At 44.9% G+C, this 12,673-nt stretch carries 25 protein-coding genes and 3 tRNA genes; 3 read left to right on the forward strand and 25 right to left on the reverse strand.

Going from position 1 to position 12,673, the window contains the following annotated elements; all coding sequences use genetic code 11:
- Positions 1–97: 97 nt before the first annotated feature.
- From ACLI1A_RS10260 to ACLI1A_RS10380, 25 genes are all read right to left on the reverse strand, one after another.
- Complete coding sequence (locus ACLI1A_RS10260) at positions 98–307, reverse strand: hypothetical protein (RefSeq protein WP_411408564.1); 210 nt, start codon at positions 305–307, stop codon at positions 98–100.
- The gene (locus ACLI1A_RS10265) at positions 297–464 is read right to left on the reverse strand and encodes a hypothetical protein (protein WP_411408565.1); all 168 of its coding nucleotides are present in this window, start codon (positions 462–464) and stop codon (positions 297–299) included. Before ACLI1A_RS10265 ends, ACLI1A_RS10260 begins: the two co-directional genes overlap by 11 nt.
- Before the next feature lie 4 nt (positions 465–468).
- Complete coding sequence (locus ACLI1A_RS10270; RefSeq protein WP_411408566.1) at positions 469–795, reverse strand: hypothetical protein; 327 nt, start codon at positions 793–795, stop codon at positions 469–471.
- Entirely contained in the window at positions 792–1,247 is a 456-nt protein-coding gene (locus ACLI1A_RS10275; protein ID WP_411408567.1) for a hypothetical protein, read from the reverse strand. Before ACLI1A_RS10275 ends, ACLI1A_RS10270 begins: the two co-directional genes overlap by 4 nt.
- Position 1,248: 1 nt before the next feature.
- The gene (locus ACLI1A_RS10280; protein ID WP_411408568.1) at positions 1,249–1,503 is read right to left on the reverse strand and encodes a hypothetical protein; all 255 of its coding nucleotides are present in this window, start codon (positions 1,501–1,503) and stop codon (positions 1,249–1,251) included.
- Positions 1,504–1,521: 18 nt separating this feature from the next.
- Positions 1,522–1,932, reverse strand: coding sequence for a hypothetical protein (locus ACLI1A_RS10285; protein ID WP_411408569.1), 411 nt, complete (start codon positions 1,930–1,932; stop codon positions 1,522–1,524).
- 2 nt (positions 1,933–1,934) lie between these two features.
- Positions 1,935–2,441 carry a hypothetical protein gene (locus ACLI1A_RS10290; protein WP_411408570.1) on the reverse strand — a complete coding sequence of 169 codons (507 nt, stop codon included), beginning with the start codon at positions 2,439–2,441 and terminating at the stop codon, positions 1,935–1,937.
- A gap of 56 nt (positions 2,442–2,497) precedes the next feature.
- Positions 2,498–2,680 carry a hypothetical protein gene (locus ACLI1A_RS10295; RefSeq protein ID WP_411408571.1) on the reverse strand — a complete coding sequence of 61 codons (183 nt, stop codon included), beginning with the start codon at positions 2,678–2,680 and terminating at the stop codon, positions 2,498–2,500.
- Positions 2,680–4,260 carry a ParB/RepB/Spo0J family partition protein gene (locus ACLI1A_RS10300; RefSeq protein WP_411408572.1) on the reverse strand — a complete coding sequence of 527 codons (1,581 nt, stop codon included), beginning with the start codon at positions 4,258–4,260 and terminating at the stop codon, positions 2,680–2,682. The genes ACLI1A_RS10295 and ACLI1A_RS10300 overlap by 1 nt, the downstream gene beginning before the upstream one ends.
- 24 nt (positions 4,261–4,284) lie before the next feature.
- A complete protein-coding gene (locus tag ACLI1A_RS10305; protein ID WP_411408573.1) occupies positions 4,285–4,650 on the reverse strand; it encodes a hypothetical protein in 366 nt (121 codons plus the stop codon).
- 2 nt (positions 4,651–4,652) lie between these two features.
- Positions 4,653–4,880: a hypothetical protein gene (locus tag ACLI1A_RS10310; protein ID WP_411408574.1), complete on the reverse strand. Its 228-nt coding sequence runs from the start codon at positions 4,878–4,880 to the stop codon at positions 4,653–4,655.
- 26 nt (positions 4,881–4,906) lie between these two features.
- Positions 4,907–5,158 carry a hypothetical protein gene (locus ACLI1A_RS10315; protein ID WP_411408575.1) on the reverse strand — a complete coding sequence of 84 codons (252 nt, stop codon included), beginning with the start codon at positions 5,156–5,158 and terminating at the stop codon, positions 4,907–4,909.
- Positions 5,159–5,175: 17 nt separating this feature from the next.
- Positions 5,176–6,906 carry a hypothetical protein gene (locus ACLI1A_RS10320; protein WP_411408576.1) on the reverse strand — a complete coding sequence of 577 codons (1,731 nt, stop codon included), beginning with the start codon at positions 6,904–6,906 and terminating at the stop codon, positions 5,176–5,178.
- Positions 6,903–7,148: a hypothetical protein gene (locus ACLI1A_RS10325; protein WP_411408577.1), complete on the reverse strand. Its 246-nt coding sequence runs from the start codon at positions 7,146–7,148 to the stop codon at positions 6,903–6,905. The genes ACLI1A_RS10320 and ACLI1A_RS10325 overlap by 4 nt, the downstream gene beginning before the upstream one ends.
- A 167-nt stretch (positions 7,149–7,315) precedes the next feature.
- Positions 7,316–7,606, reverse strand: coding sequence for a hypothetical protein (locus ACLI1A_RS10330; RefSeq protein WP_411408578.1), 291 nt, complete (start codon positions 7,604–7,606; stop codon positions 7,316–7,318).
- The gene (locus ACLI1A_RS10335; RefSeq protein ID WP_411408579.1) at positions 7,593–7,865 is read right to left on the reverse strand and encodes a hypothetical protein; all 273 of its coding nucleotides are present in this window, start codon (positions 7,863–7,865) and stop codon (positions 7,593–7,595) included. Before ACLI1A_RS10335 ends, ACLI1A_RS10330 begins: the two co-directional genes overlap by 14 nt.
- A gap of 75 nt (positions 7,866–7,940) precedes the next feature.
- Positions 7,941–8,011: transfer RNA gene (locus tag ACLI1A_RS10340), tRNA-Trp, on the reverse strand.
- A 299-nt stretch (positions 8,012–8,310) separates the two neighbouring features.
- A tRNA-Phe gene (locus ACLI1A_RS10345) sits at positions 8,311–8,383 on the reverse strand.
- Positions 8,384–8,457: 74 nt separating this feature from the next.
- Positions 8,458–8,688 (reverse strand): hypothetical protein, encoded by a 231-nt coding sequence (locus ACLI1A_RS10350; RefSeq protein WP_411408580.1) that lies wholly within the window; start codon positions 8,686–8,688, stop codon positions 8,458–8,460.
- Positions 8,689–8,948: 260 nt separating this feature from the next.
- Positions 8,949–9,203, reverse strand: a complete 255-nt coding sequence (locus ACLI1A_RS10355; RefSeq protein ID WP_411408581.1) for a hypothetical protein — start codon at positions 9,201–9,203, stop codon at positions 8,949–8,951.
- Positions 9,204–9,221: 18 nt separating this feature from the next.
- Positions 9,222–9,292: transfer RNA gene (locus ACLI1A_RS10360), tRNA-OTHER, on the reverse strand.
- Between the two features lie 75 nt (positions 9,293–9,367).
- Positions 9,368–9,493, reverse strand: coding sequence for a hypothetical protein (locus ACLI1A_RS10365; RefSeq protein ID WP_411408582.1), 126 nt, complete (start codon positions 9,491–9,493; stop codon positions 9,368–9,370).
- The gene (locus tag ACLI1A_RS10370; protein WP_411408583.1) at positions 9,493–9,651 is read right to left on the reverse strand and encodes a hypothetical protein; all 159 of its coding nucleotides are present in this window, start codon (positions 9,649–9,651) and stop codon (positions 9,493–9,495) included. The genes ACLI1A_RS10365 and ACLI1A_RS10370 overlap by 1 nt, the downstream gene beginning before the upstream one ends.
- A 119-nt stretch (positions 9,652–9,770) precedes the next feature.
- Complete coding sequence (locus tag ACLI1A_RS10375; RefSeq protein ID WP_411408584.1) at positions 9,771–10,325, reverse strand: helix-turn-helix transcriptional regulator; 555 nt, start codon at positions 10,323–10,325, stop codon at positions 9,771–9,773.
- Between the two features lie 59 nt (positions 10,326–10,384).
- On the reverse strand, positions 10,385–10,600 hold the full coding sequence (locus ACLI1A_RS10380) for a hypothetical protein (protein ID WP_411408585.1): 216 nt from the start codon (positions 10,598–10,600) through the stop codon (positions 10,385–10,387).
- A 215-nt stretch (positions 10,601–10,815) separates the two neighbouring features.
- Between ACLI1A_RS10380 and ACLI1A_RS10385 the strand changes: the two genes are divergently transcribed.
- Genes ACLI1A_RS10385 through ACLI1A_RS10395 form a run of 3 tightly spaced genes read left to right on the forward strand, consistent with a single transcriptional unit; the run spans position 10,816 to position 12,473 of the window.
- A complete protein-coding gene (locus tag ACLI1A_RS10385; RefSeq protein WP_411408586.1) occupies positions 10,816–11,202 on the forward strand; it encodes a hypothetical protein in 387 nt (128 codons plus the stop codon).
- A gap of 29 nt (positions 11,203–11,231) precedes the next feature.
- The gene (locus ACLI1A_RS10390; protein WP_411408587.1) at positions 11,232–12,119 is read left to right on the forward strand and encodes a hypothetical protein; all 888 of its coding nucleotides are present in this window, start codon (positions 11,232–11,234) and stop codon (positions 12,117–12,119) included.
- A gap of 3 nt (positions 12,120–12,122) precedes the next feature.
- Entirely contained in the window at positions 12,123–12,473 is a 351-nt protein-coding gene (locus ACLI1A_RS10395) for a helix-turn-helix domain-containing protein (protein WP_411408588.1), read from the forward strand.
- Positions 12,474–12,673: the final 200 nt, after the last annotated feature.

Raw genomic sequence — 12,673 nt, forward strand, 5'->3', positions numbered from 1 at the left:
TTTAAAAACAGTTATCTACTAATTAAATTTAATAATATAAAATCAAATTATCAATTGTTGTTGAAAAAAAAAAAATAACCCCGCTAATGGGCGGGGCTTACTCTTCTTCAGGAAGCGGAAGAACAATCGGCATTTCGCTGAAAAGTCCTTCCATTCCTGCTTCTTTTTTTAATTTATAATGCTTAGGTTTGCATTGTATACAAACATTCTGTCCGGTATCGGTGTCCAGGAAACCATCTGCAAGGATGGGGCTGTTAGCACGCGGCACCAGGACAGCATTACAGTGATCGCATTTTTTACTTTCCATCGTTTAAACTTAGTTTTTCGATTACGGTATTAATGCGATGTTCCACTGCCGGCGAACACATAAGCAAGTGCAGCTCGTACAGTTCCTGGTTAGAACAGGCGCGGATAAATTGTTCCGGAGTTACCTCAAGGGTAAATTGTTTATTTAGTGTGGGCATGGCTTTATATTTTAAACAGGTACAACTTCAGAAAAACTTTCTCGGTATCATTGCACAGCGGGAACTTCACAAACTGCTGGAACCGCCTTTTATAGTCAGGCTGCACCCGGAGCAAATTTAAATGCGATTGCAGCGCATGCGCTACCGTGGGGCGGCTCCTATACACAACTTTTGAAATTTCCTGATGTGTGTACCCTTCATTGTACAGCACGGCATATATGGCGCGCCTGGCATCTACATAGTCAGCGGCACTGCTTTTACCCAGTGCCGGAACCTGGTAGATTTCCTTAGCCGTGTCTACGCACAGCTTAAGCATTTGGCCGGTTATCATATCCCACTATTTTCCATTAAACTTTCAAACTCCGCAATCAGATTTGGTACACCGTAGTTTAGTATTACGGTACGGAACTCATCCCTGGGCAACTGCCCGAAGTAGTGGTAATAGTCTGCGAGCTCGCGCAACGACATTTTAAACCGGGCGGCAAGCTTGTGGGCACTGCCATAATCCAAGCCTGTTTCCTGGTACATGGCATGCAGGCGTTGCCTCCTGAACGCTTTTACCAATTTCCTGTTGGAAGTAGCGGCTTTACTGAGTTCTAAATTCAGTTGGCACGTATTGTCAATAAAAGCAAGAAACTTTGACTTGTATACCGTAACCGATACCGCTGTACCGATTACTTTTCCGTTACGTTTAACCTGCGGTGGTGCCGGTGGATTTTTCATTTTAGGAATACCTCTCCTGATAACGAACCAGGACATAATAATTGAGAAGAATTGTTTCATGTTATTGTTGGGGTTTATTTAAGTTAGACCAGTATTCGTTAACCTGGTTCCAGATGTTATCCAGGCAGGCCATGCCTATCTCTTCAGGCACATCTTCATCGCCTAATTCAAGGGTATACTTCAAAAGATGTGTTATACCTGCCATGAATACCATTTTGCGCTCACGCAGCTGAATGGCATCCATTACCTCCGGGTTTAGGCCTGCGCGGTGCAGGTACTTTTTAAACTCGTCGTCGATGTTGAATTGTTGTGGCATAGTGATTAGTTTAGTACTTTACTTTTTGCTCTCAGGGTAAGTGTTTAGAAACTGGGTAACGATTGCTGCTAATATCTTTTTGTCTTTCGCGGTATACTCATTGAGGCGTTTTCCGGTCTCCTTGTCATAGGTAATAGCTCTTGCATCAATGGAAGCATCTAAATAGGCAAAAACAAAAACGAAGTCTGTTTCAATATCGCCATTCGGAGGGAAATCCATTGACATTAATATTTCATCATATTCCCTGATGGCATAGTAAGCGTAACGCTCATAGCATTGCTCGCTTCTCAACCCGGAAAGGGCATTCAGTTCTGCCTTACCATCTTTTGTAGCCAATAAAACAAACGGATAATGGCCGTACTCTTTTTTTTCCTCGATATAGTCTATGGTCACCATACTGTCTATGAAGTTTCGTAGTTTGTCTGACATGATTAATATATTGTGTCCCTGTTCTGGACTTTATAGTTATACACTTGCTCTATATTGCCTAAATATTTCTTTTTATCAGTCTGCTTTACCATCATTGTAGGAACAGCACTAAGCTTCTGTTTCAGCCTTTCAAAGTCGCAAAGTTCTTTTTCCTGAAGCACCTGTAATGCCTGGAGCAGGTAGCGGTCGTGGCTGAAACTGTAAGCTCCGAATATGTCTTTGGCCACATTGGCTAAATGAGTAGCCTCAGTGAGATATTTTACGTTGAAATCTCCACTCTCAAATATTTCCTTACTATCGTGGCCACCTCCAACCTTTGGATTATTAAACATTAGTAGATCCACGGCAGTCATAATATTGATAGGAAACCTTAGAGTGAAACGCTGCAGTGTTTTATAATCTTCACTACCCAAATTCACGTAACAGTTCAGAAAATCCTGCACTTTCCAGCGTTCGCTACGGCTGTTCAGGTTTGCAATCTGTTTAAGGCTAAGGTTATCGGCTTCCACGTAGTAGACCGGGTTACCGGTACGCCTTGCGGCTTCAATACGGTGCTGTCCGTCGATTATTCCCAGTTTACCCCCCCCAATATGGTATTTACGATTGAGGGCACGTAGGGCAACATATTGAAGCCGTTTTCAATGTCTGAAACCAGTTTCCGGATCTTCTTTTCGTTTAGTGGCCTGTTGCCTATGATTACAGTAAACTGGCTGTAATCTGTGCTTTGTTGTATGATAGGTGATTCCATTATTTTTTGTTTTTATCGTTATTACTTTCCGCCTGCTCCAGCTCGGCAATTTTCTTATCAGTTCCCTGTATGCGCACAGCTGCTATTTCGTCCTGGGATTGCTGTATGGCAGTCACATCAATGTTAGGGTGCCCGTCGGCTAACCAGCGTATTATTTGGCCATGTAGTGTTTTACCTGTGCTTGATTCCTTGCAGGCGCGGTACAGCAGTACAAAAAGCATTTGCTTTTTCTGTTCATCTGTAAAAGCGCTGAAATCCTTAACAAGATCTTCCACCGTTTTATACTCGCGTTGCATTTCGTAACCCATTTTTTGGAATACCCACGAAACATGGTAAATGGGCGAATGCAACATGGCCAGGTACAGCAGGAACACATCGGCATCATTGTCATGGCAGGTAAACGGCATAGGCTGCATTTTAGAAAACTCGGAATCCAGGGCTTCACGAATTTTGGCGTGTACCTTTTGTTCATCCAGATCCAGGTCGCGCTGCTTCTTTTCCTTCAGCTGCTGCAGCTTGGTATACTCACCGCCGGAACCGGACGATGTACCCGCGCCGGAACCCGTTACTGCCGGGGCTTTTTTTACCCACACCACTTTTGATACGCCTGTATAATTTCCCACCACATACAGTACTTCAATCTGGGTACCGCCGTTATCCGTAGGGTAAAAATCGCTGTGTTCTTTTAGTATGGGCAGGCCATACTCCTGTGCTAGTGCTTTGACAGAGGCAGCCGGCTCGCCGCTAAAGGTTTTAGCCAGGCGCACCTCACTGCCTTCAGCTACCAGGCCAGTAATTTTTTCTATCAGCGCCGTTTCGGTCTTCACCCTAAAACAGGTTTTATCCATGCAGCAGTCTACCTCCTGCAAGTCCGGGAACAGTGCCGGATTTACCGCTGTGCGCTTGTGGCACTGGTCGCAGGCCTGTATGGTACCGTATAGCGCCTTAGTAGAAAAAGAAGCCGTGTCCAAGGCAATGGTTTTGTTGTTTATTTCGGCTTCCAGTTGTTTTACGGTTCCATAGCCGTCGGCTTTCTGGCCTTTAAAACCGTCCCTGATTTCCTGCTGCGCATCAGGCTCCAGGCGCGCAATGAGTACCGCTTGGCCAATGTTTAGTTCACCATCAAAAAAATCCTTTTTAATCTCTTCAATGAGGTCGTTCAATTTTAAACGCTGTACAACAAAAGTTTCAGGCTTGGCAAGCTTGGCAGCAATATCTGCTATCTGGTACCGGCCACTGTCCAGCATGCGCCTGAAGGCCTCGGCTTCATCCAGCGGATGCACCTCTTTGCGCTCCAGGTTCTCAATAATCTGAAGCTCGAAAGCTTCATCATCGGTAAGTTTACGTATGTTAGCCGGGATTTCGGTTTTACCTGCCATCTTAGAGGCGCGGTAACGGCGCTCGCCGCACACCAGCTCGTAGCCTTTTTTTACTGGGCGAAGTAATATAGGGGTCATTACGCCGTACTGTGCTACACTTTTAGCCAGTTCGGCCAGGGCATTTTCATCAAAATGCCTGCGCGGGTTGGTGGCCGATACCGTAATATCGGCAATAGCCACCGTTTTTAAAACGTCTTGCATATAAATTACTGTTAAGTGATTATTCTAAAATTGCAGATTGACATTCAGGGATTTCAACTGTTGGTCTATCTCATTAATGAACACCAGGGCGGTAAGGCTTTTGTAACTGCCGTCCTGTAAAAAGCATTTGTTACACGCAAAAAGCAGTATTACCGCGTGTTGTACCTTCAGGCTAAGGGAAAACTGTGGCTTTCGGCTCTCCAGCTTAGTGCGCAGTACCAGGTACAGTTCTATAATCAGGGCTACATCCTGCACGGCGCTGTGGAACCGTACCGACTGCTGATGGGTAAGATCCTGCGCTTGCAGCTGAAGGTATTCTGTAAGCAGTGCCTGAAGCTCTACAGCCTGGTCGCGCTTTACCTTTTTGAATTTTACGGGTGGCAGGGTCATAATTACACCTCTTTCTGATCTACCAGTTTACCGTACTTATCATAGAACTGGAGCTTCTGGGTGATGGGTGGCCAGTCGCTTTCTTTAAACCGGCGGTACATACCCTCGATAATGGAATTTTGGGAGCGTTTGTCGGTGTATTTTTCAAAGCTGAGCCAGCTCTTGTTTTCGTGGCCCGGCTTGGTAAGGATGCGCATTTTAATTTCATAGTTGTTGATGTTTACTGACATTTATAATTAGGTTTAGTGATTCTGTTTCATTCGGGGGTGTCATCTGCCCTTATATATACAAGGGAGGCAATTTGCTCATTCAGTTTTTTCACCTTTTTATCCTTGTACGCCGCAATGCCTTTCCATCGTTCCACTTCCAGTTGTTTTGTGTAATATGCCTCAAGGCAATGCAGAAAAACATCAGAAGCATTCTTCAAACCTGTTTCAGCTGAGATCTTCTCCAGCTGCTGCTTTTGAACATCGGTAAAACTGCGGATGTAGGCCATTTTTTTAATCATTGCACATGAATTGTAGATTATTTAAGGACATGGAGTAAACTTTGGCCACTTTCTGCCAGGCGACGCGTGAGCTCTTGCGGCAATTTTTCGTAGAATTCCTTCGGAAGGTTTTCGTGTACGTACTCACACAGCTGAATCAGTGAAACTTTACCGCCCAGGTATCGCTTTACCTGATGGTTCAGCTTATGGTTATCGCTAATGCGTTGCAGGCGCTTTTCGGCTTTTTTCTCCTGCTTGCGTTTCTCAATCGGTCGCTTTTCGTCGTACTGCAGTTTACGCTTCCACATGGCCACTGTACCTTCAAAGCCCAGTTCTGCCTTGGTTTTACGACGGGTATCAAAATAATCCGACGGGTACAGCGGTTTTACGTCCACACTTGCCCGGCTAAACCATCGCCTGGCCTGTTCTAGGCGCCAGCGGTATTCCTCCAGGTAGTCAAAAACATTGGCGGGACCAAACGGCTCGCCTTTAAAATTCAGGAACTTGTGCTGCATCCAGTGATTGATGGCGTTTTTCCAACTGCCGGCATACGGTGTGGCATTGATCCAAATCTTTGCCGACTGTTTCAGTAGTTCCTGGATAATCAGTTCCCGGTACTCGGCGGCACTCATCATGCCATCGTATGCCGCTGCCTTCAGTATGCGTATGTCAATGGGAACGTAGTGGTTAAACTCACCTGCCGCAAGGGCTTCGGCGAGTTCCTGAGGGTGCATGATGCGCTGTCGGAGTTCTTCAGCAATATTTTTTTTCAAATTTTCGCCGGCCGCCGCGCCCCCCTCGGTGAAATTTTGTCCCTTGCAGCCGGTGACCCTGTAAGAAATGCCCCTGTAATGAGAAGAGGACGTCGGCTTTGCCGACACCTTATCGACAAACGGCTGCGTAGCACCGTTCTTTTCTTGATATTCCTCTTTATATGCCCCAGTAATCTCATCGTTATCAGGTAAAGTTTTCCGCTCGTCTATCGTAACCGATTGGTTTACAGGCGCGGTCAGTTTGTTGGTGCGGAGGTCGAAAACTACCAGGATTTCGGGGTTAATTTCCACTTCCACGGCGGCTGTGTGGCCACGAAAAACACTCTTTACAAGCACCCCAGCAGCCTCCAGGTGCTGCCTATGGTTGCGAACGGTCTTACCGCATACCTTGAGCGAGGAAACGCCGTCAGCGCGCTGTAATTGCGTTATTAGGAACGAGTTTATTTTAAGGGAAGGTAGCGGCGTGGGTTCGGTAACCCTCAGCCTCATGTATTCGGTATTGCGCTGCATCAGCTGGCGGTTGTACACGTGCAGGAAGTTCTGAAAGAACTGCTCTGTAGTGTATTTCAGGATGTGCAGCGGTATTTTTTTTATGATAGGGCCATGCTCTGCGTTCACTTTATCGGCAGCGGCGTTATACTCGCGTCCGTCCAGTTCTTTATTCAGCTTAGCAAAGTGCCCGGCGTAGTTTTTTTGTAGCGGTGTGGCTTTCCTGGACAGGAACAGTTCCACGCGTTGGTTATGGTTGGCAATATCCACGTTTTCCCATTCTGTGGCCATGTTATACTCGTCTACAAAACGTCGGTAATTGTCCATCATCTGGTTAAACGCCTGGTCGTTTATCATAGGATAAACCACCTTAAAGGTATTTTCATCTGCCCTGGACTGAGTTTCGGGCTTCAGGCGTGGTTCTTTCAGTTCTGCCGGCGCATTGGCCATAAACGGCAACTGAATTTGCCCGGCGTGTAATGAATCGTTTGTGCGCTGCTGTTTCATGATGCCAGGGTTGTAAGGTATTTTTCAAGAAACTTACAGGCCTTAGTTATAGTTTCTTTATTATTCAAATAAGCCTCAAAAACTTTAGCATCTTCATATTTCATGTTTGAGAGACCTTTATCATAATATCTTAGCTCAAGCTGATTTACTGGTCCTGAATAGCGTATAGTCCATTCAACATCAGTTGCAGGGTTTATACTTTGCTCCATGGCCAGCGCCATAAGTTCTGATAGTCTTTTCATAATTCATCGGTTCAGTTATAGCACTAGAAATTTAACCCTGCTTCCGAGGGCGTTTTTTTGCGCCCCCGGTGTTAGGGGAATAAATACACTTGCGTGCCGGTATTTTTACTTGTACATCATCGGGAGTCGAACCCGGGCGGCCACAGCTTTAGGCTGTCCCTGTGATGCTATTGCGTATACTTATGTACAGTTAGTGTCACCTCCACATCGTTAGTGCCCTCTACGCGCCTTATATCGCGGGCATCGTAGTTTTTTACCACAGCATACACTTCGTCTATGCCGCCGCTGTTTTTACCGGTCTCACAACGTTCCATGCCCAGGTAAATGCGGTCGCCGGGAGTAAGTGCCGGGGCATCATCGGGCATGCGTACTATCATGTTGCGCCTGTTCAGCCATTGTGTGGGGGTAATTGGCCGCTGCTCTACAGTGCAGTCTTCGCCGGTTTTAATTGTTCTCATCAGTTGGAGCTTCTATATGTTCTATAAAATGGGTAATCTTTAAGTGATCGCCCCAGGCTAAAATAGTCCTGGCCAAATCAGGCTCGAACCAACAGGCATTATCCCTGTCCCAACGTACTGCGGCGAAAACCCCGCCTTTTGAAAAATCGGGGTTGCATATCCAAACCAGGCACGACACATACGGCGTACACGGCTGGCCTGGCCAATCCTTGCCTTCATTATTAGGGATATGTTCCCCGACTTTTTTCCACTTTATCATAGGTTTTGTAGGCTAAAGGCACACGCGGGGACGGCTTTCACCCCGTCCCGGTCATGTGCATTGGTTAAGCGCTTGCACTTGGGGAGGGAATCGAACCCCCATCATCGGTTTTGGAGACCGGTATTCTTCCGTTTAACTACCCAAGTATTTGCCCTGCCGCTGGTAATACCGGCAGGACGTGTTTTTGATTTACCAATGTCGAGGGCAGACCTGTGTTTCTGCCCACATTACATTTTTTATGAAAAAAGACCGCTATTTCCGGCTATAGCCCCGGACTGCTGTATTGTAGTTTTGTGGGAACCACAGCTGAGCGCTCTGCCCTGGTAAGCAGAGCGGCAGCCGGGCAATTTATAACCCAAATTAAATCACAGGGCTTTCAGCGCCGGTGGTTCCCCGTGCTATGACACACAGGGACGGCGCATAAAAACCACCTTACAAAAACATGTGGCACCAAAGGGAATCGAACCCCTGACGCGCAGATTTTCAGTCTGCCGCTCTACCTACTGAGCTATGGTGCCGGTTGCTCCCTGGGGGCAGGGAGCGGAGAGTGAGAATTAAAAGAGTATTACGGCCGTTTTAGCCCGGCATGGCTTTATGCTTTTTCAGCTTCGTCAAAAACGAGGTAATATTCCTTACCCGGTTTAAAATACTCGCTTGCCGGAGCATCTTTATCAATGGTTATTTCAATCTTTCCCGCGGGGGTTAGCTTCGTGAAGTCTGCATTTTCATCACTACCATGGCTATAAACCGCGCTTAACTGGGCTGTTTTGTTGTACTCATTCTCTGCAACTTGTGTGCACTTGAACTTTGCTTTTACTGACATATCTCAAAATTTTAATGAACTTTTAAAAAAGCCCCGCCCAAAGGCGGCGGGGCAAACCAACCAACCAATTTCCTGCCTAGTGCAGCAAGAACTCGCCACGCATGGGGGGCTCGAACCCCCGGCTTCACAGAGAAGATCGCTAAAAAAACTCTTGAAGTTGCGCGCCTTTGCTGTCTGTTCCATTAACTGCCGGGAGCCTCACGCCCGGAAGAAGCTGTCAATCTTAAACGTATATAAAACAAGTAATCATGAGTTTACTGTTATGCGGCAGAGGTTCCCCTGCTGCCTTTTCCGCCCTGCATACGAGCCATAAGGTTCAGACGCAGTTCCGGGTCTAATGTTGTTTTTGGCGCCTTTCGGCGGCGGCTGTCAGACCTCCCCAGATCCTCCAGCCGCAGGTTTGCTTCGTTTTCGAGACGCGTAGCTAATTTTTGAAGGTTTTCGGCCACAAGTGCAGCATCGGCAGCCATTTTGGCTATGCGCTTGTATTCTGCCTCTATTTCTACTTTTCTCATGGCTTTATCCTTGTTTAGTGGCACCAAGGGGATTCGAACCCCTGACGCGTAGGTCGCCCTACTGCTCTACCTGACTGAGCTATGGTGCCGGTTGCCCCCGTTTCCGGGAGCGGTGTCAAAAAATAAGTAAACTAAAAACGCTGAACGGTATGGCTACCGACAAACTATCTTCCCCTCCTGCCCTGCCAGCGGTACGCTATATACGCCCCCAGGCAAAGCAGCAGTGTAATTATCACTATGGCTGTGTACGTACCCAGCATGGCCAGTATGGCATTTTGTGCGCGTTCCATTAGGCTGTGGCTACTGATAAAATGCCAAACACTATAAACATGGCCAGGTATATGCCGGTAAGCTTCTGCCGGTAGCTCAGGTCTAGCGAGTTCTCGGCGGCTATACGCAGTTTAGCCTGGTATATCGTGGCAAAAAAGCCAACGATTGTAAAGCTCATGCAGCCGAAGTTTACCAACTTTGTTATTGCTGCTAGTTCATAATCTGTCATACGCTACACTATTTCGGGGTCAATGACTTCGATTCCGTCGATGTCAATCACCTGGTTAAATACTTTTTTCATCGTACCACACGGTTTTGGAATGCCTGTTGTACAAATCCGGATCGGCTCATTACGCCGGCTTTCTCATACACATTTTGCTTATGTGTTATCAGGGTGTTTACCGTCATGCCCAGCTCGGCGGCAATCTGCTTATCGGGCATATCGCTTGCCAGCTTATCGGCCACTTGTATTTGGCGCGGCGTAAGGGCGGTACCGTTTATGGTAATGTCTTTAGACTTCCACCCCAGGCAAATGCAATCCTCACCGCACCGGAAGTTTTCCGTTTCGCCCAGTTTGCCGTTGGCATGCACATCGGGCGTGTTGTCTACATCGCCGTACAGGCAAAACACAAAGTGTTCCAGGGCTTCGCTCATGGGCATTCTTCCCAGCGATTCCATTGCCTTATCATCAGCCTGCATCTTTTTATAAAGCTTTGACTTCAGCAGGCCCGGTATATTTTTAAAGGGAATGGGTTGGCCGTTTTGTAGGGTGATTACGGTTTTTGTTTCAATAATACCAATGAACTCGATGTTATAATCGCCGGGGATTATTCCGGGGATTGGTGGCCGCACTTGCACGGCTGGTTTTTTTGTTGTACTTTTGTTGTGCATATGAATAATTACTTTTGTGATTATTGACCCGAAGTTGCCGCTTCGGGTTTTTTTGTGTCTTGTTCTTCCGCTTCCTCGTCGTCAAACTTCCCTCCTGCTTTTTTAAAAGCCGCAATAATCGCGTTTTCAATTACCAGGTTATCGCGTCGTCCGTAGAACACATGAGAAATCATGACATTGTCGTATTCCTTGCCTGCGCCGTTAAGAATACCACGCTCCTTCAGCACAGCCTTCACCTTGCCGGAGTAGTAAGCTCCAAGCACAGATCTGATCTTTTCTCTTCGTTGTGGTGATATCATTTTATATTCATTTTTAGCACTGGTATACACCCCCACAATATTGCTATACTGCGGATAATGTTTTTGTGTATATTTGTAAAGGGTTTACAACAATACAAATCTACTAACAAAAATGTTATCTACAAACATTTTTGTAAACTTTTTACAAAAATATGACCGAAGCGCACGAAAGATTACGATACTACATTGACAGTCAAGGCTTTGAGCTAAAGGACTTTTGTACGAAATTTGGGTTTGTATACAACTCATTTACTCAAATACTTACCGGAACACGCCCTTTGGGTAGGAAAATCATTGACCAGGTTGCAGGTGCACTCCCAAATTTGAGTATAGATTGGCTTCTTTACGGAAGAGGAGAAATGGAACTAAGTAACAAATCTGTTACTAATAAAAATGTTAGTTACCAGCCTAGCGGAAAGATTGGTCAAGTAATGGAAACACCCGCAGAATATTTGTATAGTGACCCCGTAAAAGAAATGTTTATACGCTATCTGGGGGACCCGGATGTGCAAAAAGTGATACTGAATTTTGTTAAATAAATTATAAAACTAAAACCTTACCACCGCCAATGAAAAGACTGTTACTATTAGCAATTATTATTTGTACAATTTCATGTTCTAAAAAAGAAGGTAATTTATATTACTATACGGAACTAAATGAAGAAGTAATATTTAGTGTATTACCTGATGAAAATAGCGATACAATCTATGCAAAGTCTGATTCACTTGCTTATTTAGATGCATACCAAAAATACTTTATATCTAAAATAAATAAAGAAAGGCCTAAATATGATATGCTTCCAGATGTAACAGGATTCAGGCTTTTTAGAGCAGATAAAAGGGATATCACTGATTCAATTAAAGCAACAATTTCTGAGGAAGTTATTACTGATATTGAGAAAAATGTACGGGAAACTTTAAGTAAAGAAATTAGTGAGGATGAAAAATCCTCAACTGATAAAAAATCAATTCGGGATAATAAACAAATATCAAAACTTAAACAGTATTTCACCTTTAAAAAAGATGAGTTTGACCCTGATGGAAAATCTTGGGCAACCCCAAAATCTGCACCTTATTATACAAATAGAAATGCTTTGTACTGTTATTTTAATTTAACAGACAGTACAGCAAGTAATTTAAGATTTAGACTTCAATACGTAGCCGATGATTGGCTATTTATTGATAAGGTACAGTTCCTAATTGATGGAAAGCCTTATGAATATACTCCTTGTGAGGTCAAGCGCGACAATGCAGATGGCGATATTTGGGAATGGTATGACTGCGGAGTAGGCATCATGGATTGGGAACTAATTAATGCCTTATCAAATGCTAAATCTGCTAAAATGAAATTAATTGGACATCAATATCACGATATAAGAAATATTACACCGAAACAAATTTTAAACATTAAACGAAGTGTTGAATTGTATAAAGCTTATGGAGCTGAAACCTATTAACAAATGACCACCACAGGAGACCGTTTAAAATATTTTATAGATGAACACCTAGGGTTGCAGGTAAAAGAAGCTGCGCTGCTTATAGGCATAGATAAAAATATGCTGAGTAGTTATTGCAGTGGTGCGCGTAACCTGGGCAGGGAATCGCTGGATAAGTTGGCAGCGGCTTTCCCGCAGCTGAGTATCGACTGGTTACTCTATGGCCGTGGGCATATGCTAACCCTTGAAACCGTTCCAACGGGATTGGATCCTTTCAGCTTTACACTGGCCAATTACCTTAAAAAAGACCAAAAAACCCGTATTGCCGCTATAAAATTTCTGAGTGAAATATCTTCGGAAACACCAGTAAAATAAGGCATTCGCGTGATGTTGTTACCGATAACACGAAAAAGGAAATATTTTAAAGAAAACATGTAAATAATCATAAACCCGTTGCCGTAACTTATTGATAATTAAGCTTGCATATAAGTAACAGTGAATATAACGTCGGATTGTGGTTCCGAAGGTCGGGGGTTCGAGACCCCTCATTCACCCCTAAAAGTAGAAAACCGTAA

Origin of the sequence: Flavobacterium sp. RHBU_3, from assembly GCF_046613565.1 — a bacterium.
GTDB lineage: Bacteria > Bacteroidota > Bacteroidia > Flavobacteriales > Flavobacteriaceae > Flavobacterium.

Excerpts from the sequence above, each read along its gene's own strand:
- ACLI1A_RS10260 (WP_411408564.1), bottom strand. The coding sequence starts at position 307 with ATGGAAAGTAAAAAATGCGATCACTGTAATGCTGTCCTGGTGCCGCGT.
- ACLI1A_RS10265 (WP_411408565.1), bottom strand. The coding sequence starts at position 464 with ATGCCCACACTAAATAAACAATTTACCCTTGAGGTAACTCCGGAACAA.
- ACLI1A_RS10270 (WP_411408566.1), bottom strand. The coding sequence starts at position 795 with ATGATAACCGGCCAAATGCTTAAGCTGTGCGTAGACACGGCTAAGGAA.
- ACLI1A_RS10275 (WP_411408567.1), bottom strand. The coding sequence starts at position 1,247 with ATGAAACAATTCTTCTCAATTATTATGTCCTGGTTCGTTATCAGGAGA.
- ACLI1A_RS10280 (WP_411408568.1), bottom strand. The coding sequence starts at position 1,503 with ATGCCACAACAATTCAACATCGACGACGAGTTTAAAAAGTACCTGCAC.
- ACLI1A_RS10285 (WP_411408569.1), bottom strand. The coding sequence starts at position 1,932 with ATGTCAGACAAACTACGAAACTTCATAGACAGTATGGTGACCATAGAC.
- ACLI1A_RS10295 (WP_411408571.1), bottom strand. The coding sequence starts at position 2,680 with ATGGAATCACCTATCATACAACAAAGCACAGATTACAGCCAGTTTACT.
- ACLI1A_RS10300 (WP_411408572.1), bottom strand. The coding sequence starts at position 4,260 with ATGCAAGACGTTTTAAAAACGGTGGCTATTGCCGATATTACGGTATCG.
- ACLI1A_RS10305 (WP_411408573.1), bottom strand. The coding sequence starts at position 4,650 with ATGACCCTGCCACCCGTAAAATTCAAAAAGGTAAAGCGCGACCAGGCT.
- ACLI1A_RS10310 (WP_411408574.1), bottom strand. The coding sequence starts at position 4,880 with ATGTCAGTAAACATCAACAACTATGAAATTAAAATGCGCATCCTTACC.
- ACLI1A_RS10315 (WP_411408575.1), bottom strand. The coding sequence starts at position 5,158 with ATGATTAAAAAAATGGCCTACATCCGCAGTTTTACCGATGTTCAAAAG.
- ACLI1A_RS10320 (WP_411408576.1), bottom strand. The coding sequence starts at position 6,906 with ATGAAACAGCAGCGCACAAACGATTCATTACACGCCGGGCAAATTCAG.
- ACLI1A_RS10325 (WP_411408577.1), bottom strand. The coding sequence starts at position 7,148 with ATGAAAAGACTATCAGAACTTATGGCGCTGGCCATGGAGCAAAGTATA.
- ACLI1A_RS10330 (WP_411408578.1), bottom strand. The coding sequence starts at position 7,606 with ATGAGAACAATTAAAACCGGCGAAGACTGCACTGTAGAGCAGCGGCCA.
- ACLI1A_RS10335 (WP_411408579.1), bottom strand. The coding sequence starts at position 7,865 with ATGATAAAGTGGAAAAAAGTCGGGGAACATATCCCTAATAATGAAGGC.
- ACLI1A_RS10350 (WP_411408580.1), bottom strand. The coding sequence starts at position 8,688 with ATGTCAGTAAAAGCAAAGTTCAAGTGCACACAAGTTGCAGAGAATGAG.
- ACLI1A_RS10355 (WP_411408581.1), bottom strand. The coding sequence starts at position 9,203 with ATGAGAAAAGTAGAAATAGAGGCAGAATACAAGCGCATAGCCAAAATG.
- ACLI1A_RS10365 (WP_411408582.1), bottom strand. The coding sequence starts at position 9,493 with ATGGAACGCGCACAAAATGCCATACTGGCCATGCTGGGTACGTACACA.
- ACLI1A_RS10370 (WP_411408583.1), bottom strand. The coding sequence starts at position 9,651 with ATGAGCTTTACAATCGTTGGCTTTTTTGCCACGATATACCAGGCTAAA.
- ACLI1A_RS10385 (WP_411408586.1), top strand. The coding sequence starts at position 10,816 with ATGACCGAAGCGCACGAAAGATTACGATACTACATTGACAGTCAAGGC.
- ACLI1A_RS10390 (WP_411408587.1), top strand. The coding sequence starts at position 11,232 with ATGAAAAGACTGTTACTATTAGCAATTATTATTTGTACAATTTCATGT.
- ACLI1A_RS10395 (WP_411408588.1), top strand. The coding sequence starts at position 12,123 with ATGACCACCACAGGAGACCGTTTAAAATATTTTATAGATGAACACCTA.